Consider the following 21,811-nt stretch of genomic DNA (forward strand, 5'->3'; position numbering starts at 1 on the left):
CTCCTGATCGTGGGAGCGTCAGACCGCCGGGATGTCGGCGAAGCGCGAGAAGTGGCCGTGGAAGCCCACGGTCACCGTGCGGGTCGGGCCGTTGCGGTGCTTGGCGACGATGAGGTCGGCCTCGCCCGCGCGCGGGTTGTCCTTCTCGTAGGCGCTCTCGCGGTGCAGGAGGATCACCATGTCGGCGTCCTGCTCGATCGAGCCGGACTCGCGGAGGTCGGAGATCGCGGGGAGCTTGTCCGCGCGCTGCTCCGGTCCACGGTTCAGCTGCGACAGAGCGATGACCGGCACCTGCAGCTCCTTCGCGAGGAGCTTGAGCGCACGGGAGAACTCCGAGACCTCCTGCTGGCGGCTCTCGACCTTCTTGCCGGAGGTCATCAGCTGGAGGTAGTCGATGACGACCATCTTGAGGCCGATGCGCTGCTTGAGCCGGCGGCACTTCGCGCGGATCTCGACGAGCGTGAGGTTCGGCGAGTCGTCGATGTAGAGCGGAGCGTCGTTGATGCGACCGCGGGTCGACGCGATGGTCGTCCAGTCGCGCTGGTCGACGGTGCCCTTGCGCATGTGCTGCAGGGGCACGGAGGCCTCGGCCGAGAGCAGGCGCATCGCGATCTCGCTGCGCCCCATCTCGAGCGAGAAGAAGATCGTCGGCATCTGGTGCTTGATCGCGGCGGCCCGCGCGAAGTCGAGCGCGAGGGTCGACTTCCCGAGCGCCGGTCGCGCGGCGACGATGATCATCTGACCGGGGTGGAAGCCGTTGGTGAGGTCGTCGAGGTCGGCGAATCCGGTCGGCACTCCGGTGAAGGCGCCGTCCTTGTGCGCGGCGGCCTCGATCTCGTCGATCGCGACGGTCACCGCATCGGTCAGCGGGACGTAGTCCTCCGCCGCCTCGGATCCCGTGACGTTGTAGATCTCGGCCTGGGCGGTGTTGACCAGGTCGAGGACCTCGCCCTCGCCCTGGTAGCCCATCTGCGCGATGCGGGTGCCGGCCTCGACCAGGCGGCGCAGCAGCGCCCGCTCGGCGACGATCGACGCGTAGTAGCCGGCGTTCGCCGCCGTGGGCACCATCGCGGTCAGCGAGTGCAGGTAGTCGGCGCCGCCGGCGCGCTGCAGCTCGCCCTGCTTGGTGAGCTCGTCGGTCACCGCGATGACGTCGGTGGGCTCGCCGTGCGAGTAGAGCTGCAGGATCGCGTCGAACACGATCTCGTGCTTGGGGATGTAGAAGTCGGTGGCCTTGACGCTCTCGACGACGTCGGCGACCGCGTCCTTCGAGAGCAGCATGCCTCCGAGTGCCGACTGCTCGGCGAGCAGGTCGTGCGGAGGGGTGCGCTCGTGGCGCGGGGAGTCGCCCCGGCCCTCGCCTCGGCCCTCGCTCCGTCCGTCCGAGCCGGGAACCGCCAGGTGCGCGATCGTCATGCCTTCGCCTCCTCCTGTCGGGTGCCTCGCGGGAACGCGCGGATCGTCGGCCGAGCCGCGATCGCGAGCGTCGGATCCGGTCTACCAGCGACCTCCGACAGGGTCGGCGCCGGTGCTCCGGACGCGTCGTCCCGCTCCCCTCGCGGGGCGCTGCGCCACACTACGTACCGCTCGACACCGGGGTCAAACCGCCCTGTGGAGGAGAGTGTGGACAACTTCGGGGAAACGCCGCACTCCGTGTGAGCAACATGTGGAGAACCCTGTGGAAACAGAAGCGGTACGGATCTTTTTTCACTGCGCTGACCAGGGGAAATGTTTATTCCACAGGCCTGTGGGGAAAAGAGTCTCCAGACCACATTGAAGGTTGCCTGCGCGTTTGGGTGTATGTGGATGGAGCTGTGGAGAACGGGACGACGAAGGGCGGTGCAGCAGGACCCGGGGATCCCGCCGCACCGCCCTTCGAGGCGTGTCTCGCGGCCTTACTTGGCCGCGACCACCTGGAGCTTCACGGTGGCCTGGATGTCGTCGCGCAGACGCACCACGGCCTCGTGCTCGCCGACCGTCTTGATCGCGTTCACGATCACGATCTTGCGCTTGTCGAGCTCGCCGAAGCCGGCCGACGCCACCGCGTTCGCGATGTCGCTCGTCTTGACCGAGCCGAACAGGCGGCCGTCGCGGCCCGCCTTGACGGTGAGCTTCACCCGGTTGGCCTCGAGGACCTGCTTGGTGTGCTGCGCCTCTTCGATCGTCTTGTGCTCGCGCGCGGCGCGGGCCGACTTGATCTGCTCGACCTGCTTCTCGCCGCCTCGGGTCCACGCGACGCCGAAGCCCTGCGGGATGAGGTAGTTGCGGGCGTAGCCGTTCTTGACGTCGACGACGTCACCGGCGGAGCCGAGACCGTCGACCTCGTGGGTCAGGATGACCTTGGACATACCGTTACCTACCTTCCGCTGCCGGCGTAGGGCAGGAGCGCCATCTCGCGGGCGTTCTTGACGGCGCGGGCGATGAGGCGCTGCTCCTGGACGGAGACGCCGGTGATACGACGGGCGCGGATCTTCCCGCGCTCCGAGATGAACTTGCGGAGGGTCGCGACGTCCTTGTAGTCGATGACACCCACGCGGACCGACTTCGCGGGGGCCGCGTTCTTCGCGCCCTTGCCGCGGATCGGCTTGCGGCGGTCGCCGCTGCTCTTTCCAGCCATAGTGGTTTCCTTAGATTCTGGTTCGCCCCCGCCCGCGGCCGCTCGTGCGGTCTGCGGGAAAGGCGTGATTCAGGTGAGGTCGCGTCCGAGCCCGAGGCTCAGAACGGCGTCTCGTCGTTGTAGCTGCCCGGCGTGCTCCAGACGTCGCCACCGGCGGGCGCGCTCGGCGCCCACGGCTCCTCGGCCTGGCCACCGCGGTTGCCTCCCGCGTTGCCGCCGGAGCCCCCCTGGTTGCCGCCGAAGCCGCCCTGACCGCCCTGGCTCCCGCCCTGACCGCCGCCGACCTGGCCGCGTCCGCCGCCCGCGCCTCCACCGGAGGCACGCGTGACCTGAGCGGTCGCGTAGCGGAGCGAGGGACCGATCTCGTCGATCTCCAGCTCGATGCTGGTGCGCTTCTCGCCTTCCTTCGTCTCGTACGAGCGCTGCTTCAGGCGGCCGGTCGCGATGACGCGGCTCCCCTTCGTCAGCGATCCCGCGACGTGCTCGGCGAACTCGCGCCAGACGGAGGCCCGGAGGAACAGCGCTTCGCCGTCCTTCCAGTCGTTCGCCTGACGGTCGAAGGTGCGCGGAGTGGAGGCGATGGTGAAGTTCGCGACCGCGAGCCCGTTCTGCGTGTAGCGCAGCTCGGGGTCGGAGGTGAGGTTCCCCACCACGGTGATGATCGTCTCGCCGGCCATGAGCGCTACGCCTTGGGAGCGGCCGAGGCCTTGGCAGCCTTGCGGGCGGCCTTCTCGTCGGCGAGCTTCGCGGCGGCCGCGACCTGGGCGATGCCCTCTTCGGCCCGCAGCACCTTGGTGCGCATGACGGCCTCGGACAGCTTCAGCTGACGGTCGAGCTCGTTCGCAGCGGCGGAGGTCGACGTGAAGTCCACGACGGCGTAGATGCCCTCGGTCTTCTTGTTGATCTCGTACGCCAGACGACGGCGACCCCAGACGTCCACCTTGTCGATGGATCCACCATCGGTGCGGATGACGTTGAGGAACTTGTCGAGACTCGGAGCGACGGTGCGCTCATCGATCTCGGGGTCCAGGATGACCATGATTTCGTACTGATGCGTCACTAACCCACCTCCTTCGGACTGAACGGCCACGGTATTTCCGTGACAGGAGGGTATGTAGCATCTGCCCACTCCCGCGGACGCGAGTGCGTCTGGTCGTGGACAACCTGGACACCCTACCATCGCGGCCGTTCCCGCGGTCAGGAGATCTGCGCCTGTGCGCGCGCCGACTCAGCGCGCCGCCCACCACTCCTTCAGCCGCTGCGTCGCGACCTCCTCGCCCAGCGGACCCTCCTCGAGCCGCAGCTCGAGCAGGAAGCGGTACGCCGCTCCGACCTCGGGCCCCGGCGGCAGGTCGAGGATCCGCATGATCGCCGTGCCGTCGAGGTCGGGCCGCTTGGACGCGAGCTCCTCCTTCTCGGCGAGCTCCGCGATCCTGTGCTCGAGGTCGTCGTAGGCGTGCGCCAGCCGGTCGGCCTTCCGCTTGTTGCGGGTGGTCACGTCGGCCCGCGTGAGGATGTGCAGCCGCTCGAGCAGGGGCCCGGCGTCCGTCACGTAGCGGCGCACGGCGGAGTCGGTCCACGCTCCGTCGGTGTAGCCGAAGAACCGCAGGTGCAGCTCGATCAGCCGGGCCACCTCGGTGGTCGTCTGCTTGTCGAACTTGAGCGAGCGCATCCGCTTGGTCGCGAGCTTGGACCCGACGAGATCGTGGTGGTGGAAGCTGACCGCTCCTCCGGGCTCGAGGCGGCGCGTCGCGGGCTTGCCGATGTCGTGCAGCAGGGCGGCGAGCCGCAGCACGACGTCGGGTGCCGCTCCGGGGTTCCGCGACTGCTCGAGCGAGATCGCCTGCTCGAGCACCGTGAGGCTGTGCACGTAGACGTCCTTGTGGTGGTGGTGCTCGTCCTGCTCCAGGCGCAGGGCGGGCAGCTCCGGGAGGAAGTAACCGGCCAGACCGGTGTCGACGAGGAGCTCGAGGCCCGCGCGCGGGGAGGCGGTGGAGAGCAGCTTCCGCAGCTCCTCCTGCACCCGCTCGGCCGAGACGTCGCGGATGCGCGGCGCGAGCTCGGCCATCGCCCACTCGACCTCCTCCGTGGTGCGGAACCCGAGCTGGGAGGTGAAGCGCGCACCCCGCAGCATGCGGAGCGGGTCGTCGCCGAAGGACACCTCGGCGTCGGCGGGCGTCCGCAGGCGCCCGGCGAGCAGGTCCTCCACACCCCCGGACGGATCCACGAGGACGACCTCGGGGATCCGCAGCGCCATCGCGTTGACGGTGAAGTCCCGCCGCACGAGGTCGCCCTCGAGAGTGTCGCCGAACTCCACCTCGGGCTTCCTGCTCACCCCGTCGTAGCTGTCGCTGCGGTAGGTCGTGATCTCGACGGTCTCGCCGGCGAGACGCGCGCCGATGGTGCCGAAGGCGCGCCCGATGTCCCAGTGCGCCTCGGCGATCGGAGCGACGATGCGCACGATGTCGTCGGGGCGGGCGGACGTGGTGAAGTCGAGGTCGTGCACCCCGTGACCCAGGAACGCGTCGCGGACCGGACCGCCGACCAGCGCGAGCTCGTGGCCCTCGGCGGCGAACGCCTCCGCCAGCCGCGCCACCGTGGGAGTGGCCGCCAGTGCGCGGAGGGTCTCGAGTGCCGCCTGGACGCTGTGCATTCGCACGAGTGTAGTCGCGGCGGGCGACGCGCCCAGGGGCGCTGGTGGTGCTAACCGCTAAGACCGGTTACAGCCGTTCCCACGACCCGCCCCGCCGCCCCCGGCGGGCCTGCACGTAGAATCACCCGCATGGAGGCCGAGTGAGTTCGATGCATCGGCGCGGCCCCACCCTCTCGGATCGATCCCCGGTCCCGCAGCTGCTCCGCGCCGTCGGCGCGGCGGCCCTCGCGGTCGCGCTCGTCGGCGTCGCCCCGTCTGCCTTCGCCACCACTCCGACTCCGGCGCCGAGCACTCTGAGCTCGCCGTCGCCCGACGACCCGGCCGACGGCACCGTCACCGCGACGGTCGGCGCAGCGAACGACGGCGTCCTGCTCGCGGGTCAGGACCTGCAGCTGTCGGTCTCGGTGCGCAACGGCACCACGGAGTCGATCGACGGCGCCCGCGTCGAGGTGACCATCGACTCCGACACGCTCGATTCGCGCGACGAGCTCGCCGAGTGGCTCGGGGGAGAGGACGACGACGCCGGCCTCCCGATCGGCGACGGAGCGGACGTCCGCCTGCTCCCCTCGAGCTCCGCCCAGGTCTCGCTCACGATCCCCGCGGCCGCCGTTCCGTTCTCCTCCGATCCCGCCGCTCGCGGATCGCACGCCGTCGCCGTCACCGTCACCGGTCCGGGAGGCCCCGTCGCCACGGCGCGCACGGCGGTGGAGCTGACCGACGGCGTCCCGTCGACGCAGGAGACGGGCGTCGCCGTCCTCGTCCCGCTCACGATCCCGGGCACCGGCGAGGGCCTGATCCCGGCCGAGACCCTCGCCGACTACACGGAGTCGACCGGCACGCTCTCGCGGCAGCTCGACTCCGTGCTCGGCCGCGCCGTCGCGATCGGGGTCGATCCGCGGATCCTCGCGTCGATCCGGATCCTCGGCGCTGCCGCTCCGGAGTCGGCGACGGCCTGGCTCGAGCGCCTCGAGTCGGCGCCGAACGAGGTCTTCCCCCTTCCCTACGCGGATGCGGACGTCTCGGCGCAGGCGCAGTCGGGCCTCGCGACGCTGCTGGGGCCGACGTCGTTCGAGTACGGCATCGATCCGACCCTGTTCGCCGAGCCGGCCACCACGGCCACTCCCTCCGCGACGCCGGAGCCCGTCCCGACCGAGCAGGCCGACGAGGTCCTGCCCGCCCGACCGACGGCGGAGTCGCTGCTCGCGTTCGACTGGTCGCCGACCGTCGGGTCCATCGCCTGGCCCGACGATCTGACCGTGCGGGCCGCGGACCTCGACGTCTATGCCGCGAGCGGCATGAGCCGCACGATCGTCGCTTCGGCAAACCTCACCCTCCCGGACGACACGGCGACCCGGACCGTCGTCGACGGCCACGACCTGGTCGTCAGCGACAGCGTCCTCTCCACCGCGCTCGACGACGCCGTCACGGCCGGCACCGATTCGGAGTGGCGCGCGCGCATGACCGCGCTGACCGCGGACCTCGCGCAGGTCCAGCGCGAGGGCGAGGTGCCCGACGTCGTCCTCGCCCTCGAGCGCGGCGCAGCTCTCGACGGGGTCCGCCTCGCGCAGACGCTCGACGCGCTCGACGCGCTCCCGTATGCGGAGGGGACCTCGCTCGCCGCCGCTCTGACGGCCCCCGAGACGGCGGACGCCGCCGTCGTCGACGCGCCGGAATCGGAGGAGCGCCTCGAGACCGTCTCGACCCTCCTGGACGCCGCCTCCCGCGTGGAGGAGTTCTCGGCCGTCCTCACCGACCCGCAGCTGCTGAGCGGAAAGCGGCGCAACGACATGCTCGCGGTCCTGGCCGTCTCGTGGCGCGACGACGACGCCGGCTGGGCGGAGGCGGTCACGACGAGCCTCGACAACGCCGACACCACACTGAGTGGTGTCTCGATCGAGGCCACGAGCACGCTCAACCAGCTGTCCCGCGACTCCAGCATCCCGGTCTACGTGCGCAACGACCTCCCGTGGCCCGTCACTGTCGAGATCAGCGCGTCCACCTCCAACGCCGTTCTCGACATCGACGAGAGCTCGATCGAGCCGACCGCCATCGATGCGCGGTCGCAGGGCCGCGTCCTCATTCCGGTCAAGGCGCGGGTCGGCAGCGGCGAGACGACGCTCCGGATGCAGCTCACCGCACTCGACGGCACGGTCATCGGCCTCCCGGCGCGCGTGAGCACCAACGTGCGCGCCGACTGGGAGACCGTCGGCACTCTCTCGTTCGGCCTCCTGCTCGTCGTCGTCTTCGGCGTCGGGATCCTCCGCAACATCCGCCGCCGTCGCCGCGGCGGAGCGGCGGTGGAGCCGGAGGAGGACCCCAACGCCCCCCTGGCGGTCCAGCCCGGACCGGACGACCGACGAACGGACCCGCGTGGCTAGCTTCTCCCTCGGACGCGCGAGCGCCGTCCTCGCCTCCGGCACGATGGTCTCGCGCATCCTCGGCTTCGTCATGTCGATCGTCATGGCCAACGCGATCGGCGCGGCCGTCGCTCCGGGTGCCGATGCCTTCACGACCGCGAATCTTCTCCCGAACACGATCTACTCGATCATCGCCGGAGGCGCCCTCAACGCCGTCCTGGTGCCGCAGATCGTCAAAGCAGGTCTGCATGCCGACGGCGGCGCCGGCTACATCAACCGGCTGATCACCCTGGCCCTCGGACTCCTCCTCGCGACCACCGTCGCAGCGACCCTCCTCGGTCCACTCCTCGTGCGGCTCTACGCGCCCGGATACGGGCCGGCTCAGTACGAGCTCACGGTCGCCTTCGCGTTCTGGTGCCTTCCGCAGATCTTCTTCTACGGCCTGTTCACGATCCTGGGCGAAGTCCTCAACGCCCGCGGATCGTTCGGTCCCTTCACCTGGGCGCCGGTCCTCAACAACGTCGTCGCGATCACGGGCCTCGTCGCTTTCACGCTGCTCTTCGGATCGGATCCGGAGGGCGACCGTCCCGTCGGATCGTGGACACCGGTGATGATCGCGGTCCTCGCAGGCAGCGCCACCCTCGGCATCGTCGTTCAGGCCGGCTTCCTCACCTTCTTCTGGCGGCGAGTGGGACTGCGCTACCGACCGGACTTCCGCTTCCGAGGGGTGGGCCTGGCGACAGCCGGCCGCATGTCTCTCTGGTCGTTCGCGACCGTGTTGCTGACCATCGGAGCGGGGATCGTCGAGAGCCGGGTCGCCTCCAACGCCTCGGGAGAGGGGCCGTCGGCGGCGGCGCTGCAGAAGGCGTGGCTCATCTTCATGCTGCCTCACTCCGTGATCGCCATCTCGATCGCCATGGCCTACTTCACCAAGATGAGCGGTCACACCGCTCGCGGCGAGATGAAGGAGTTCCGGTCGGACGTGTCGACGTCGCTCCGGGTCGTGCAGATGATGATCGTCTTCGCGGCCGCTGCGATCGTGGTCGTCGCGGTACCGTTCGGGTCGGTGTTCTCGGACTCCTTCGCGGACGCGCGGGCCATCGGAGCGATCGCGATCGCGTACGTCGTGTCCCTTCCGCTCTTCTCCTCGATCGCGATCATGCAGCGGGCGTTCTACGCACTCAGCGACGGAGCTCGCCCGTTCGTCTTCACGATCGTGCAGGTCGTCGTGGCCGTGACCGGTTACCTCGTCGTCCTGCAGCTTCCCGCCGATCGGGTCGCTGTCGGGATCGCCTCCGCGACCTCGCTCGGCATCGCCGCTCAGGCGATCACGGCCGCCCTGCTGCTGCGTCGCACGCTCGGAGGCCGAGGCGGTCGTCGCATCGTCGTGCGCCTCCTGCAGTACCTCGTGACCGCGATCCCCGCCATGGCCGCGGGTTGGGGGGTGCTGATCCTGCTCGGTGGCACACGGGCGGGCGGCTTCGCGGTGTCGAACTACGTCGAACCGCTGCTCTCGATGGCGGTGATCGGCACGACCATGGCGATCGTCTACTTCGGGATCCTCTGGGTCGCCCGCAACCCCGAGCTGCGCGCGATGGCCGCTCCGTTCCTGCGCCGCCTCGGCCGCTGACCCGCTGTCGGTCGAGGAGTGGGAAAATCCTGATCAGGGGCACTATTCATTTCGATCCACGAGATCGCGGGTCCGGACCCTGACCGCGGGCCGAGCGCCCGGGTCGGCGCGGAATAGCGCCCGCCTAGGATGTGTTGTAGCCCGTGGAGCCGGGGAACGACCGAGCGACCGGATCCGGGCTCCGCACGACCGTTCAGCATCACGACAGCGCCCCTGGGGCGCCGTCTCCCACCAGCACCCGCTCAGCACAGACCTCGAGGAGTTGCCGTGCGCGACATCGTCATCATCGGATCCGGCCCCGCCGGCTGGACTGCCGCCATCTACGCGGCCCGCGCCGACCTGAAGCCGATCGTGGTCGCCTCCTCGGTCGAGATCGGCGGCGACCTGATGAACACCACCGAGGTCGAGAACTTCCCGGGCTTCCCGAACGGTGTCCTCGGGCCCGAGCTCATGGCCTCCATGCAGGCCCAGGCCGAGCGCTTCGGAGCGACGACCTACTACGACGACGTCACCTCCCTCGACCTCGAGGGCGAGACCAAGACCGTCCACCTCGGATCGGGCGAGAGCATCGAGGCGAAGACCGTCGTCGTGGCGACGGGCTCGGCCTACCGCAAGCTCGGCCTGCACGACGAGGAGCGCCTGTCGGGACACGGTGTCTCATGGTGCGCGACCTGCGACGGCTTCTTCTTCAAGGGCAAGACGATCGCCGTCGTGGGCGGCGGAGACTCCGCGATGGAGGAGGCCACCTTCCTCACCAAGTTCGCCGAGAAGGTCTACGTCATCCACCGCAAGGACACGCTCCGCGCCTCGAAGGTCATGCAGAAGCGTGCCCACGACAACGAGAAGATCGAGTTCGTGTGGAACGCCGAGGTCGTCGGCATCCGCGGTGAGAACCACGTCACCGGAGTGAAGCTGCGCGACACGGTCGACGGCACCGAGAGCGCCCTCGACATCGACGGTCTCTTCATCGCGATCGGCAACGACCCGCGGACGCACGTCGTCCACGGCAAGCTCGACCTGACGACCGACGGCACCATCTCGGTGGTCGGCCGCTCCTCCCAGACCTCCGTTCCCGGCGTCTTCGCCGCGGGCGACGTGATCGACCCGACCTACCGTCAGGCCGTCACCGCCGCCGCATCCGGAACGGTCGCAGCCCTCGACGCGGAGCACTACCTCGCTGCGCTCGCCGATGGCACCGCCCACACCGAGGGGGCACCCCAGGTGGCCGCCTCGGTCGAGGCTGAACTCATCACCCGCTGACCCCCCGGTCAACACCAGTGGAACCGGCTCGACCGGTTCGCGAAGGAGAAACCATGTCCACCGCGAAGAGCGTCACCGACGCCTCGTTCCAGTCCGACGTCCTCGACTCCGAGAAGACCGTCCTCGTCGACTTCTGGGCCGAGTGGTGCGGCCCGTGCCGCATGGTCTCGCCGATCCTCGACCAGATCTCGGCCGAGCACGGCGACAAGATCGAGATCGTCAAGCTGAACGTCGACGAGAACCCGCAGACCGCCGCGAAGTACCAGATCACCTCGATCCCCGCGATGAAGGTCTACCAGAAGGGCGAGGTCGTCAAGACCGTCATCGGCGCCAAGCCGAAGCCGGCCCTGGAGGCCGACCTGGCCGCATTCCTCTGATCCACGCGATCCTCTGATCCGGCCGAGTCGGATCCACGGAGCCCTCGCCCCTTCGGGCGGGGGCTTCGTGCTGTTTCACGTGAAACAGCTCGGGCCACCGACAGCGGAGTGGAGTCGACCGGCCCCGCTTCGGCGGAACAGTCGCCGGATAGTGTGGACGGACCCGGTCGAACGGCCGGGCCTCCATTCGACGACCGGAACGACGACATCGTGATCAACCGCGGCACCAACCTCGACCCCTGGTACGACTCCTATGCGGAGCGGACGGCCGGTCTGGCCGCCAGCGAGGTCCGAGCCCTGTTCGCGGTCGCCTCGCGCCCCGAGGTGGTCTCGCTCGCGGGAGGCATGCCGTTCGTGTCCGCCCTCCCGCAGGATCTCGTCACGGGGGCGATCGACTCGGTGATGCGCGAGCAGGGCCCGGTCGCGCTGCAATACGGCTCGGGACAGGGCGTTCCCGTCCTGCGCGAGCAGATCCTCGAGGTGATGGCCCTCGAAGGCATCTCGGCCAGCGCTGACGACGTGGTCGTCACCACGGGTTCTCAGCACGCCCTGGAGCTCGTCTCGAAGATCTTCCTCGACCCGGGGGACGTCGTCCTCTCCGAAGGGCCCAGCTACGTCACCGCGATGGTCATCTTCCGCTCGTACCAGGCCGACATCGAGCACGTCGCCATGGACGAGCACGGCCTGATCCCGGAGTCCCTCCGCGAGCGCATCGCTCGGGTCCGGGGGCAGGGGAGGACCATCAAGTTCCTCTACACCATCCCGACCTTCCACAACCCGGCCGGCGTCACGCTGAGCTGGGACCGACGAGTCGAGATCCTCGAGATCTGCAAGAGCGAGGGGATCCTCGTGCTCGAGGACAACCCGTACGGACTCCTCTACTTCGAGGACGTCCCGCCGAAGGCGATGCGGTCGCTCGAGGACGATGGTGTCATCTATCTCGGGACCTTCTCGAAGACCCTCGCTCCCGGCTTCCGTGTCGGCTGGGCGCTGGCGCCGCACGCCATCCGCGAGAAGCTCATCCTCGCCAACGAGGCCGCGGTGCTCAGCCCGTCCTCCTTCAGTCAGCTGGTCATCTCGAAGTACCTCGCCACCGCGGACTGGAAAGCGCAGATCGACACGTTCCGCGGTGTCTACCGCGAGCGCAAGGAGGCGATGCTGCGCGGGCTCGAGACTCATCTGCCCTCGCTCACCTGGACGAACCCCAACGGAGGCTTCTATGTCTGGCTCACGCTGCCGGACGAGCTCGACTCCAAGGCGATGCTCCCCCGGGCCGTGAAGGAACTGGTGGCCTACACCCCCGGGACCGCCTTCTTCGGCAACGGCGACGGCCGACAGAACATCCGTCTCTCCTTCTGCTATCCGACTCCCGAGCGGATCGGTGACGGGATCCGGCGGCTCGCCACGGTCATCGACGGCGAGCGCGATCTCCTGTCGACTTTCGCCGACACGAAGCCGATGCGCACTTCCCCGGACGAGCAGACGGTCGTCAGCCTGCCCCCGACGGTCTCCTGACCGCCCAATCTTCAACAAAAGGCCTGATCATGACCAGTTTCCGCACGTCCGACGACTCCCTCGACATCGTCGTCGTGAGCGGCGGTATCAGCCATGAGCGGGACGTATCCCTCCGGTCGGGGCGTCGTGTCGCCGACCGACTCGCCGCGCTCGGGCACCGCGTGACCACTCGCGAACCGGATGCGGATCTGCTCCCGTTCCTGGCCGATGCTCGCCCGGACCTCGTCTGGCCTGCGGTCCACGGAGCCAGCGGAGAAGACGGAGCGCTGCTGGGGTTGCTCGAGGCCGCCGGTCTGCCCTACGTGGGATCCGACGCCGACGCCGCGCGGCTCGCCTGGTTCAAGCCGACCGCGAAGACCCTGGTAGCGCGAGCGGGGATCCTCACACCGCGCTCCCTCACCCTCCCCCGCGACACATTCCGCGAGCTCGGCGCCACAGCCATCCTCGCGCAGGTGCGATCTCATCTGACCGGCGATCTGGTGGTCAAGCCGGCTCAAGGCGGTTCCGCTCAGGGGGTCAGCATCGTCGACGCCGACGGCGACCTCTCACGAGCCATGGTCAGCGCCTACACCTACGGTGACGTCGTCCTGATCGAGGAGCGCGTCCATGGGACGGAAGTGGCGGTCGGTGTCCTCGACCTCGGAGACGGCCCGGTCGCTCTTCCCGTGATCGAGATCGAGCCGATCGGAGGCGTGTACACGTTCGACGCGCGCTACACGGCTGGGGAGACCCGCTTCTACGTTCCTGCGCGCGTCGCTCCTGAGGCACTCACCGAAGTCTCCGCCGCGGCCGTCGCTGTTCACCGGTTCCTCGGACTCCGGGATCTCTCCCGGATCGACTTCGTCATCGACGCCGATGGTCATCCCTGGTTCTTCGATGCGAATGTCATCCCCGGCCTGACCGAGACGTCCCTCGTCCCCCAGGCCATCGAGGCCTCCGGCCGCTATCTCGGCGACGTCTATTCGACTCTGGCGCACTGCGCGATACTCGGACATACCGCGCGCATCTGATACCTGCTTGTCGAGCGTTTCACGTGAAACGCTTTGCCGTGCCAGCCCTCTTCGATCTCGCCTCTGCACTGACCGCTGCACTCGGCCTGGAACTCCTTGAGAGAAGATCGAAAGTGTCCTGCAGCCACTGTCCGACTAGACACGCAGCAGGCCGATCGAGATCGGCGCACGAGAAACGATCCGCGCCGCAGCAGTCGAATGGCACAGCGGCAGCAACCCGCGGAGATGATCCCGTGCCAAGGGTTTCACGTGAAACGTGATCGCGTCGCGCTCCACCGAAGACGGGAGTGAACGGCTCCATTTGTAGCCGAGGCCACGAGCCGTGCGCCGTGCATACCGCCGGGCGGCAATTCTTCAGTACTTGCTGGTCGAAGAGCTCGCGCACCGGGCGCAGGGGCGCCTTCGGCGCCGACGCAGGGCAGGGACGAGACGGATCTTCTGGGAGACTTGGGTCTCGATACGCCCCCTCGGGGCTACTCGACCAGCGAGGAGGCGGGAGTCCTTTCTAGTAGATCCACCCGCGGATACGGCTCAGCCAGGCAACGCGACAACAATCGTGATGAAGCGGACTCCGCCGTTTCACCTGAAACACACGAGATCTCTGAGCGAGTAGTCCGCGCAGCGTGGCTGTCGAGGTGAAGACTCGCGATGCAGCCAAGTGAGATTGCGCGACGACGACAGTGACGGAGTTTTCTCCACCGTTTCACGTGAAACGGCGGAAGTGACGAGTAGTCGCTGATCAAGTAGCCCGCGCAGCGCGGCGTATGGATATTAACAGCCCAAACCTGTCCTCGGCGAAAAGACGGCTCAGATCGCTCTTCTCTCAACGCGAGAACGCCCCGGAGTAGATCACTCCGGGGCGTTCCACGTGAAACATCACAGCGACCTACGGCGCGAGCGACACTTCAGACGGCTCGCCGATCTCGGCAAGAATGCGGTTCAGATCCTGGATGGTCGCGAAGTCGATCACCATCTGGCCCTTGCGAGCACCCAAGGTGACCTTCACGCGAGTGTTCAGCCGGTCTCCGAGGTGATCCGCGATCGAGCTCAGGTGTCCCACATGGCCGCCACGCTCTTCCGGCGCCGGGCGAACCGCACTACGCGGAGCCTTCATCTGTGCGGCGGCGGCCTCTGCCGCGCGCACAGAGAGGTCCTCGTTCACGATCTTGTCCGCGAGACGCCGCATCAGCTCGACGTCATCGAGCGAGAGTACCGCTCGAGCATGGCCGGCAGTGAGGACTCCGGCGGCGACACGAGACTGCACGTCGGACGGAAGACGCAGGAGGCGCAGCGTGTTCGAGATCTGCGGGCGGGATCGGCCCAGGCGAGTGGCGAGAGCCTCCTGCGTGATCCCGAAGTCGCTGAGCAGCTGCTGATACGCCGACGCCTCTTCGAGCGGGTTCAGTTCCGCCCGGTGCAGGTTCTCGAGCAGCGCATCGCGCAGCATGTTCTCGTCCGCGGTGTCCTTGATGACCGCAGGGATCGTCGTCAGCCCGGCCGCCTGGGAGGCCCGGAATCGGCGCTCCCCCATCACCAGCTCGAACTTCGCACCACCACGGCCGGAGACCGGCCGCACCACGATCGGCTGCAGAACCCCGTACTCCCGCACGCTGTGGATCAGTTCGGCGAGGTCGTCCTGATCGAAGACCGTCCGAGGCTGAGCCGCGTTCGGCACGATGTCCTCGAGGGGGAGTCGTGCGAGCCGCGCGCCCGGCACGTCGAGCAGATCGTCCGCCGACTCGACGTCGACTTTCTGGTCGGGGAAGAACACATCGACCGGACGCGCGCGCGTCTCATCGCTGGTCGGGATGAGCGAGCCGATGCCCCGGCCCAGTCCAGTCCGCTTCGTCGCCATCAGCGTGCCTGCCCTTCGTTCTCGGTGTTCTCGACCTTCCGTGCGCCCCGCCGCGCGAGTTCCGCCGCGGCTTCGAGGTACGCCAGCGATCCTGACGACTGCGGGTCGTAGCTGATCACGCTCTGCCCGTAGCTCGGCGCCTCGGAGATGCGGACGTTCCGGGGGATGACCGCCCTCAGGACCTCCTTGGGGAAGTGCTCACGCACGTCGGCCGCGACCTGGTGGGAGAGGTTCGTGCGGCCGTCGAACATGGTGAGCAGGATCGTCGACACCCCGAGGTTCGGGTTCAGGTGCCGCTCGATCAGGTCGATGTTCTTCAGCAGCTGGCTGAGTCCTTCGAGCGCGTAGTACTCGCACTGGATGGGGATCAGCACTTCCCGCGCCGCAACGAAGGCGTTGATCGTCAGCAACCCGAGTGACGGCGGGCAGTCGATGAACACGTAGTCGAAGGGCTCCTCCATCTTCTCGAGCATCTTGTCGAGCGCTCGGCGAAGACGCTGCTCGCGGGCGACGAGAGAGACGAGCTCGATCTCGGCGCCGGCGAGGTGGATCGTCGCCGGCACCCCGTAGAGCGAGTCGAACTCAGGGCTCTTCTGAACGACCTCCGCGAGGGGAGTGTCGTTGACGATGACGTCGTACACGCTGCGGGTGTCCGCCCGGTGCTCGATCCCGAGTGCGGTCGAGGCGTTGCCCTGAGGATCGAGGTCGATGACCAGGACCTTCGCGTCGCCCCGCGCCAACCCGGCCGCCAGGTTCACGGTCGTGGTCGTCTTGCCGACCCCGCCCTTCTGGTTCGAGATGGTGATGACACGCGTCGACTCCGGCTTCGGCAGCGGTTGAGCATTCAGCAACGCGCGCCGGCGGGTCATGTCGGCGATCTCGCGGGCCAGGGGAGTGGAGGCGTCGAATCCCCCGGACTGTCCGGCCACATCGGAATCGGGTCGTTTCACGTGAAACCTTCGCTCGGCAATCGGATCAGGGCGGGTGCCACCGGGGCCGACGATCGAGGATCCGGAACGGATCATCTGCGAGGTCGGCGGATCAACCCACTGTAGCCCGGACCACGCGCGTGACCTCGGAGAGCACGCCGTCGCCCAGCACCACGACCTCGGGAGGAGACACCCGGAATCGACGGAGAACCTTCTCGGCGGCCGCGATCTCCTTCTCGGCGTTGACGCCCTTCAGCAGGACGAGCTCGCCGCCGGGGCGGAGCAGCGGTGCGGTGAGAGGGATCAGCTTCGACAGCGCACTGACGGCCCTGGCCGTGACCTGATCCAGCGGTTCCTCGAGTCGCACCTCCTCAGCGCGGGCCCGAACAACTGAGACATTCTCGAGTCCGAGCTCCGCAACCTGCTCGCGGAGCCATACGATGCGCCGCTCCATGGGCTCGATCAGCACGAACCGCACGTCCGGCCGCACGATGCCCAGCACGAGCCCGGGAAGGCCGGCCCCACTGCCGACATCACCCACCAGCCCCGGACGCAGCAGAGGGGCCACCAGCGCGCTGTTGAGCACGTGTCTGGTCCACAGGCGGGGGAGCTCGAGTGGGCCGATCAGACCGCGCTCCTCACCCTGCGCAGCCAGCGACTCCGTGAACGCACGGAGGACCGGCAGCCGATCGCCCGCGATCGCCGCAGCGGCCTCAGGCTCGGCCTCGAGGGTCGGCTCCACGGCGATCAGCCGCGGGTGATGACGGTGTGGCGCTCGCGCGCCTCGCCACGCGACTCCGACACGAAACCGCGCTCGCCCACCATGTCGTGCACCAGCTTGCGCTCGTAGGACGACATCGGGGGGAGCGACGCCGACGTCGCGCCCTCCTCGATGCGCTCGATGGCGCGGTCGACGAGCTGGGCGAGCTCGTTCTCGCGGGCGTCCCGCGAGCCGCCGATGTCGAGGATGAGGCGCGAGAAGGCACCCGTCTTCGTCTGCACCGCGAGGCGCGTCAGCTCCTGCAGGGCCTGGACCGCGTCCGGGCGCGACAGGACCCGGAGGTTGGTGTCGCCGGTCGCCGTGACCGACAGGTAGGCGCGGCCGTTGCGCACCTCGATGTCGATGTCGCCGTCGAGATCGCAGATGTCGAGGAACTCCTCGATGTAGTCCGCGGCGACGTCTCCCTCGTCCTCGAGCTGGGCCAGAGTCGATGCGGGAGCGTCGCCCTCCACCGTCGGAACGGCGGCAGCGGCCGGCGCCTCGGCGGGCAGGGGGGCCTCGTCGAACGACGGCGCGAGGGCCGGAGTGGTCTGCGTCTGGTCGGTCATGGCGGTCCTACTTCTTTCCGGCTTGCTTCTTGGCGCGGTTCTTGCCGACGGGCTGCTGACGCTGCACGACCTTCTTCTCCACCAGGGTGGTCTCGCCCGCGACGTTGGTCTCCTCGACGAGCTTGCCCTTGCGGCGCAGTCGCTCCTCACGGGCCTTGGCGGCCTCGCTGCCGGGGGTGGGCATGTTCCGGATGACGATGAACTGCTGGATCATCGTCCAGATGTTCGAGGTCAGCCAGTAGAACATGACGCCGAGGGGGAACGCGAAGCCCGAGAAGGCGAACACGAGGGGGAGGATGTAGAGCAGGATCCGCTGCTGCTTGAAGGTCGGCGAGGCCTTGGCCTCGGGCGACATGTTCTTCGAGACGATCTGCAGCTGGGTGATGAACTGCGAAGCCGTCATCAGGACGACCATCACGACGGCGATGATGACGACGAGCTCCTGGCCACCCTCCTGCAGGGCGCCCTGGATGGACTGGTGCAGCGGGGCGATGCCGAAGAGGTTCGCCTCGCCGAACTGACGAGCGAGGGCCGCGTCGAGGGGTCCGACGCCCCGCTCGCTCCGCTGGGCGTCGTTCAGCACCGAGAACAGGCTGAAGAAGATCGGCATCTGGATCAGCAGGGGCAGGCACGAGGCGAGCGGGTTGGTGCCCGTCTTCTTGTAGAGCTCCATGGTCTCGCGGGACATCGCCTCGCGGGAGAGCTGGTCGCGCTTGCCCTTGTACTTGTCCTGGATCTTCTTCAGTTGCGGCGCCACCTCCATCATGCGGCGCTGGCTCTTGATCTGCTTCACGAAGATCGGGATCAGAGCGGCGCGGATGACGAGGACGAGGCCCACGATCGACAGCACCCAGGTGATGCCGGCCGCCGCCTCCATACCGGTCAGCGTCAGCAGCTGATGGAAGGCGACGAGGATCAGCTCGACAGCCCATTTGAGGGGCCAGAGGATCGTGCCGAGGAGGTCCATGGGAGGGGTCAGTCCTTTCGAGGGCCCGCGACGAATCCGAATCGCGTCACAGCGAAGCGGATGCGGCCCGGAGCCGGCCGGTGCAGAGGGATCGAGGTCGGTACGTCGTCGACCCCGCCGGCCGCCCACGGGTGGCAGCGGAGAAGACGACGAGCAGCGAGGACGGAGCCGAGGACGAGTCCGTGGAGCTGGACCGCCTGCAGCGCGTACGCGGAGCACGAGGGGTAGTAGCGGCAGACGTCCCCGTACAGAGGGGAGACGACCGCTCGGTAGACGAGCAGCAGCAGGATCCCGATGTTCCGGGGGAGCAGGAGCACGCCCCACGCCACCCGGACCGGCCACGAGAGCGGACGGTCGAGGACGGAGGTGGTCACGAGCGGACCTCGGCGACCCGGGCGGAGCGCGGGTTCCGCGTCATCGCGCCCACGACCTCGCGGCGCAGCTCCGACCAGGGAGCGGTCGCGCTGCTGGGCAGCGCGCGGATCACGACGTCGGTGCCGTGGTCGGTCTGCCCGACCAGTTCGAACGCGATCGCCTTGAGGCGGCGGCGAACGGTGTTGCGCGTCACGGCCGACCCGACGGACTTGGCCACGATGAAGCCGAACCGCGGGGGAGTCGCCGAAGAGGACCTCCGGACATACGTGACGGTGTGCGGTCCTGTGGACCGCACACCGCGACGGACGACTGTCCGGTACTCGTCACCTCGGACGATGCGATTGGCTCTGGCCAGCACCGCTGGTCGGTACCGCTGGGCTCTACGCCGAGAGCTCGGTGCGGCCCTTGGCGCGACGCGCGCTCAGGATGCCGCGGCCGGCGCGGGTGCGCATGCGCAGACGGAAGCCGTGCACCTTGGCGCGACGACGGTTGTTCGGCTGGAAGGTTCGCTTGCTCATAGTTCAATCTCCACGTACGTGTTCCTCGGTACCAGCGGGGCGTCCGCCGGAGCGGTGCCCCGGTTCCCCGGGAAGAAAGGGTGCCCGGCTCCGATCCGGCGCCGTCCGTGAGGACCGACCGTGCGACCCCGGGCAGGCGTCAACTGATTAAAACTACGGCCTCTCCCGTCACCGGTCAAATACGGTGCGGCCGAAACCTCGATTCTGCCCGTGCACGAGGCGCGTTCCGCGCATTGACACGCGGAGGCCCCTGTGGTGGATTTGTCTCCCGTCGGCTCCTTCGTTACCGTGTTGAGCCGCAGTTATCCACAGGCCGAGACGGCTCGTGCCCGCGTCCGCGCTGGCATCGGCTCCCCCCTGTGGAAGACCCTGTGGAAGACGTCCGTCCCCCGAAGGGTCCGGACGGCCGACGGAACCGCGGGTTCGCCGTCGTGAACGACGCCGCAGGGCGCACAGGATGTCGACAGCGACCGAGGACCGGAGACAGATGCCAGAGGACACGTCGATCGTCGACGCGTGGAAGGTGATCCTCGGGGCCCTCTCGCAGGACGAGCGCATCACCGCTCCGCTGTACGGATTCGTCTCACTGGTGGAGCCCAAGGGCATCATGGCGGGCACCTTCTACCTCGAGGTCCCGAACGAGTTCACCCGCGGCATGCTCGAGCAGCGCGTGCGGGTGCCGCTGCTCAGCGCGATCGGCACGCTCGACGACTCCTTCGGGGTCTCGACCTTCGCCTTCGTGGTGAACCCCGACATCGAGCACGAGCCACTGAGTTCGCCGACCTCGTCCGAGTCGATGAACCCGTTCGAGCCGATCACCGCCTCCTCCCCCTCCCTCGCCCCCGTGCGCTCGGTCGACGAGATGCGGACCGTGCCGGCCACCGACACGAGGCTCAACCCGAAGTACAGCTTCGACAACTTCGTCATCGGAGGCTCCAACCGCTTCGCCCACGCCGCAGCGGTCGCTGTCGCCGAGGCCCCCGCGAAGGCGTACAACCCGCTCTTCGTCTACGGCGACTCCGGCCTCGGCAAGACCCACCTCCTCCACGCCATCGGCCACTACGCGATGAGCCTCTACCCCGGCATCCGGGTGCGGTACGTCTCCTCCGAGGAGTTCACGAACGACTTCATCAACTCGATCGCGAACAACCGGGGCAACGCGTTCCACGGCCGGTACCGCAACGTCGACATCCTCCTGATCGACGACATCCAGTTCCTGCAGGGGAAGGCCGAGACGCAGGAGGCCTTCTTCCACACGTTCAACCAGCTGCACGATCACAACAAGCAGGTCGTGATCACGTCGGATCTGCCGCCCAAAGCGCTCACCGGCTTCGAGGACCGCATGCGCTCGCGCTTCGAGTGGGGCCTCATCACCGACGTGCAGGCGCCCGACCTCGAGACGCGCATCGCGATCCTCCGCAAGAAGGCGGTCAGCGAGAAGCTGCTCGTGCCGGACGACATCCTCGAGTTCATGGCGTCGAAGGTGTCGAGCAACATCCGCGAGCTCGAGGGGACGCTGATCCGCGTCACCGCGTTCGCCAGCCTGAACCGCACGCCCGTCGACATGTCGCTCGTGCAGACGGTGCTCAAGGATCTGATCACGCTCGACGAGGACAACGTCATCTCGCCGGTCGACATCATCAATCACACCGCCGACTACTTCAAGCTGACGGTCGACGACCTCTACGGCTCGTCCCGCTCGCAGGCCGTGGCCACCGCGCGTCAGATCGCGATGTACCTGTGCCGGGAGCTGACGAACCTGTCGCTGCCCAAGATCGGCCAGCTGTTCGGCAACCGCGACCACACGACGGTCATGTACGCGAACAAGAAGATCTCGGAGCTCATGAAGGAGCGCCGCAGCATCTACAACCAGGTCACCGAGCTGACCACCCGCATCAAGACGAACCGCTAGCCGGCGCAGCCTTCTCTCCGCTGACCCAGCAGTCGCACAGCCCTTCCTGTGGTCGAGTTGCCGCGGAGCGGCGTATCGAGACCCGCCCTCCTGATGACGGGGATCTCGATACGCGCCCTGCAGGCGCTACTCGATCAGCAGGAGTCCCTTCCGCTAGTCGAACGATCGCGACCGCTCCCTTGCTGGTCGAGTAGCCGCGCGGCGGCGTATCGAGACCCACGTCCGCCGAGTGTCACCGCCTCCGACACGCCGCCGCGCCCACCCGCGTTCGACGGATCGAACGGATTCCGTCGATTTCCACACGTGTGCAGAACCTGTGGATAACTGTGGACAACCGGCCTCGAACTGTGCGGCCGATCGAGCCGCCTGTGGAATCGGGCCGGGGCATCCGGATCTGTCAACAGGGCGTCCACCGACGCGCTCACACCTCCTCCACAGGGGCACAGGGCGCGCATGCCAGCAACGAGTAAGCGTCCGGAGCGTTTTCCACAGTTTCCACACGTGTTA

The 21,811-nt window shown here is 68.2% G+C and carries 21 protein-coding genes; 7 read left to right on the forward strand and 14 right to left on the reverse strand.

Going from position 1 to position 21,811, the window contains the following annotated elements:
- Positions 1-18 precede the first annotated feature (18 nt).
- From dnaB to LRG51_RS11720, 6 genes are all read right to left on the reverse strand, one after another.
- Positions 19-1,416 carry a replicative DNA helicase gene (gene dnaB / locus LRG51_RS11695; protein ID WP_055784557.1) on the reverse strand — a complete coding sequence of 466 codons (1,398 nt, stop codon included), beginning with the start codon at positions 1,414-1,416 and terminating at the stop codon, positions 19-21.
- Positions 1,417-1,895: 479 nt separating this feature from the next.
- Positions 1,896-2,348, reverse strand: coding sequence for a 50S ribosomal protein L9 (gene rplI / locus LRG51_RS11700; protein ID WP_055784554.1), 453 nt, complete (start codon positions 2,346-2,348; stop codon positions 1,896-1,898).
- 8 nt (positions 2,349-2,356) lie between these two features.
- Complete coding sequence (gene rpsR, locus LRG51_RS11705) at positions 2,357-2,617, reverse strand: 30S ribosomal protein S18 (protein ID WP_055784551.1); 261 nt, start codon at positions 2,615-2,617, stop codon at positions 2,357-2,359.
- Between the two features lie 98 nt (positions 2,618-2,715).
- The gene (locus tag LRG51_RS11710) at positions 2,716-3,294 is read right to left on the reverse strand and encodes a single-stranded DNA-binding protein (protein ID WP_056868853.1); all 579 of its coding nucleotides are present in this window, start codon (positions 3,292-3,294) and stop codon (positions 2,716-2,718) included.
- A gap of 5 nt (positions 3,295-3,299) precedes the next feature.
- Positions 3,300-3,677 (reverse strand): 30S ribosomal protein S6, encoded by a 378-nt coding sequence (rpsF, locus tag LRG51_RS11715; protein ID WP_055784548.1) that lies wholly within the window; start codon positions 3,675-3,677, stop codon positions 3,300-3,302.
- Positions 3,678-3,845: 168 nt separating this feature from the next.
- Positions 3,846-5,270 (reverse strand): CCA tRNA nucleotidyltransferase, encoded by a 1,425-nt coding sequence (locus LRG51_RS11720; protein ID WP_230672859.1) that lies wholly within the window; start codon positions 5,268-5,270, stop codon positions 3,846-3,848.
- A gap of 149 nt (positions 5,271-5,419) precedes the next feature.
- On the opposite strand from LRG51_RS11720, the gene LRG51_RS11725 reads away from it, so the two are divergent.
- The 6 genes from LRG51_RS11725 to LRG51_RS11750 all read left to right on the forward strand — a co-directional run bounded on the left by LRG51_RS11725 (position 5,420) and on the right by LRG51_RS11750 (position 13,419).
- Entirely contained in the window at positions 5,420-7,648 is a 2,229-nt protein-coding gene (locus tag LRG51_RS11725; protein ID WP_230673118.1) for a DUF6049 family protein, read from the forward strand.
- Positions 7,641-9,257 (forward strand): murein biosynthesis integral membrane protein MurJ, encoded by a 1,617-nt coding sequence (gene murJ / locus LRG51_RS11730; RefSeq protein ID WP_230672860.1) that lies wholly within the window; start codon positions 7,641-7,643, stop codon positions 9,255-9,257. The genes LRG51_RS11725 and murJ overlap by 8 nt, the downstream gene beginning before the upstream one ends.
- A 267-nt stretch (positions 9,258-9,524) precedes the next feature.
- A complete protein-coding gene (trxB, locus tag LRG51_RS11735; protein ID WP_230672861.1) occupies positions 9,525-10,517 on the forward strand; it encodes a thioredoxin-disulfide reductase in 993 nt (330 codons plus the stop codon).
- Between the two features lie 53 nt (positions 10,518-10,570).
- A complete protein-coding gene (gene trxA / locus LRG51_RS11740; RefSeq protein ID WP_055784535.1) occupies positions 10,571-10,894 on the forward strand; it encodes a thioredoxin in 324 nt (107 codons plus the stop codon).
- Between the two features lie 213 nt (positions 10,895-11,107).
- Positions 11,108-12,409 (forward strand): aminotransferase-like domain-containing protein, encoded by a 1,302-nt coding sequence (locus LRG51_RS11745; RefSeq protein WP_230673119.1) that lies wholly within the window; start codon positions 11,108-11,110, stop codon positions 12,407-12,409.
- Positions 12,410-12,438: 29 nt separating this feature from the next.
- On the forward strand, positions 12,439-13,419 hold the full coding sequence (locus LRG51_RS11750; RefSeq protein ID WP_230672862.1) for a D-alanine--D-alanine ligase family protein: 981 nt from the start codon (positions 12,439-12,441) through the stop codon (positions 13,417-13,419).
- 886 nt (positions 13,420-14,305) lie between these two features.
- Here LRG51_RS11750 and LRG51_RS11755 read toward each other — a convergent pair.
- The 8 genes from LRG51_RS11755 to rpmH form a co-directional block, all read right to left on the reverse strand.
- On the reverse strand, positions 14,306-15,274 hold the full coding sequence (locus LRG51_RS11755; protein ID WP_230672863.1) for a ParB/RepB/Spo0J family partition protein: 969 nt from the start codon (positions 15,272-15,274) through the stop codon (positions 14,306-14,308).
- Positions 15,274-16,224, reverse strand: coding sequence for a ParA family protein (locus LRG51_RS11760; RefSeq protein ID WP_329958734.1), 951 nt, complete (start codon positions 16,222-16,224; stop codon positions 15,274-15,276). The genes LRG51_RS11755 and LRG51_RS11760 overlap by 1 nt, the downstream gene beginning before the upstream one ends.
- A gap of 91 nt (positions 16,225-16,315) precedes the next feature.
- Positions 16,316-16,951 carry a 16S rRNA (guanine(527)-N(7))-methyltransferase RsmG gene (gene rsmG / locus LRG51_RS11765; RefSeq protein WP_442966664.1) on the reverse strand — a complete coding sequence of 212 codons (636 nt, stop codon included), beginning with the start codon at positions 16,949-16,951 and terminating at the stop codon, positions 16,316-16,318.
- The gene (locus tag LRG51_RS11770) at positions 16,951-17,532 is read right to left on the reverse strand and encodes a Jag family protein (protein ID WP_082480871.1); all 582 of its coding nucleotides are present in this window, start codon (positions 17,530-17,532) and stop codon (positions 16,951-16,953) included. Before LRG51_RS11770 ends, rsmG begins: the two co-directional genes overlap by 1 nt.
- Before the next feature lie 7 nt (positions 17,533-17,539).
- Complete coding sequence (yidC, locus tag LRG51_RS11775) at positions 17,540-18,499, reverse strand: membrane protein insertase YidC (protein WP_055784520.1); 960 nt, start codon at positions 18,497-18,499, stop codon at positions 17,540-17,542.
- 8 nt (positions 18,500-18,507) lie between these two features.
- Positions 18,508-18,873 carry a membrane protein insertion efficiency factor YidD gene (gene yidD, locus LRG51_RS11780; RefSeq protein WP_055784517.1) on the reverse strand — a complete coding sequence of 122 codons (366 nt, stop codon included), beginning with the start codon at positions 18,871-18,873 and terminating at the stop codon, positions 18,508-18,510.
- Positions 18,870-19,232: a ribonuclease P protein component gene (gene rnpA, locus LRG51_RS11785; protein WP_055784515.1), complete on the reverse strand. Its 363-nt coding sequence runs from the start codon at positions 19,230-19,232 to the stop codon at positions 18,870-18,872. The genes yidD and rnpA overlap by 4 nt, the downstream gene beginning before the upstream one ends.
- A 22-nt stretch (positions 19,233-19,254) precedes the next feature.
- The gene (gene rpmH / locus LRG51_RS11790; protein WP_055784512.1) at positions 19,255-19,392 is read right to left on the reverse strand and encodes a 50S ribosomal protein L34; all 138 of its coding nucleotides are present in this window, start codon (positions 19,390-19,392) and stop codon (positions 19,255-19,257) included.
- 607 nt (positions 19,393-19,999) lie between these two features.
- On the opposite strand from rpmH, the gene dnaA reads away from it, so the two are divergent.
- Entirely contained in the window at positions 20,000-21,304 is a 1,305-nt protein-coding gene (gene dnaA, locus LRG51_RS11795) for a chromosomal replication initiator protein DnaA (protein ID WP_442966665.1), read from the forward strand.
- Positions 21,305-21,811: the final 507 nt, after the last annotated feature.

This window comes from Rathayibacter sp. Leaf248 (genome assembly GCF_920939495.1).
GTDB classification, from domain to species: Bacteria; Actinomycetota; Actinomycetes; order Actinomycetales; family Microbacteriaceae; genus Rathayibacter; species Rathayibacter caricis.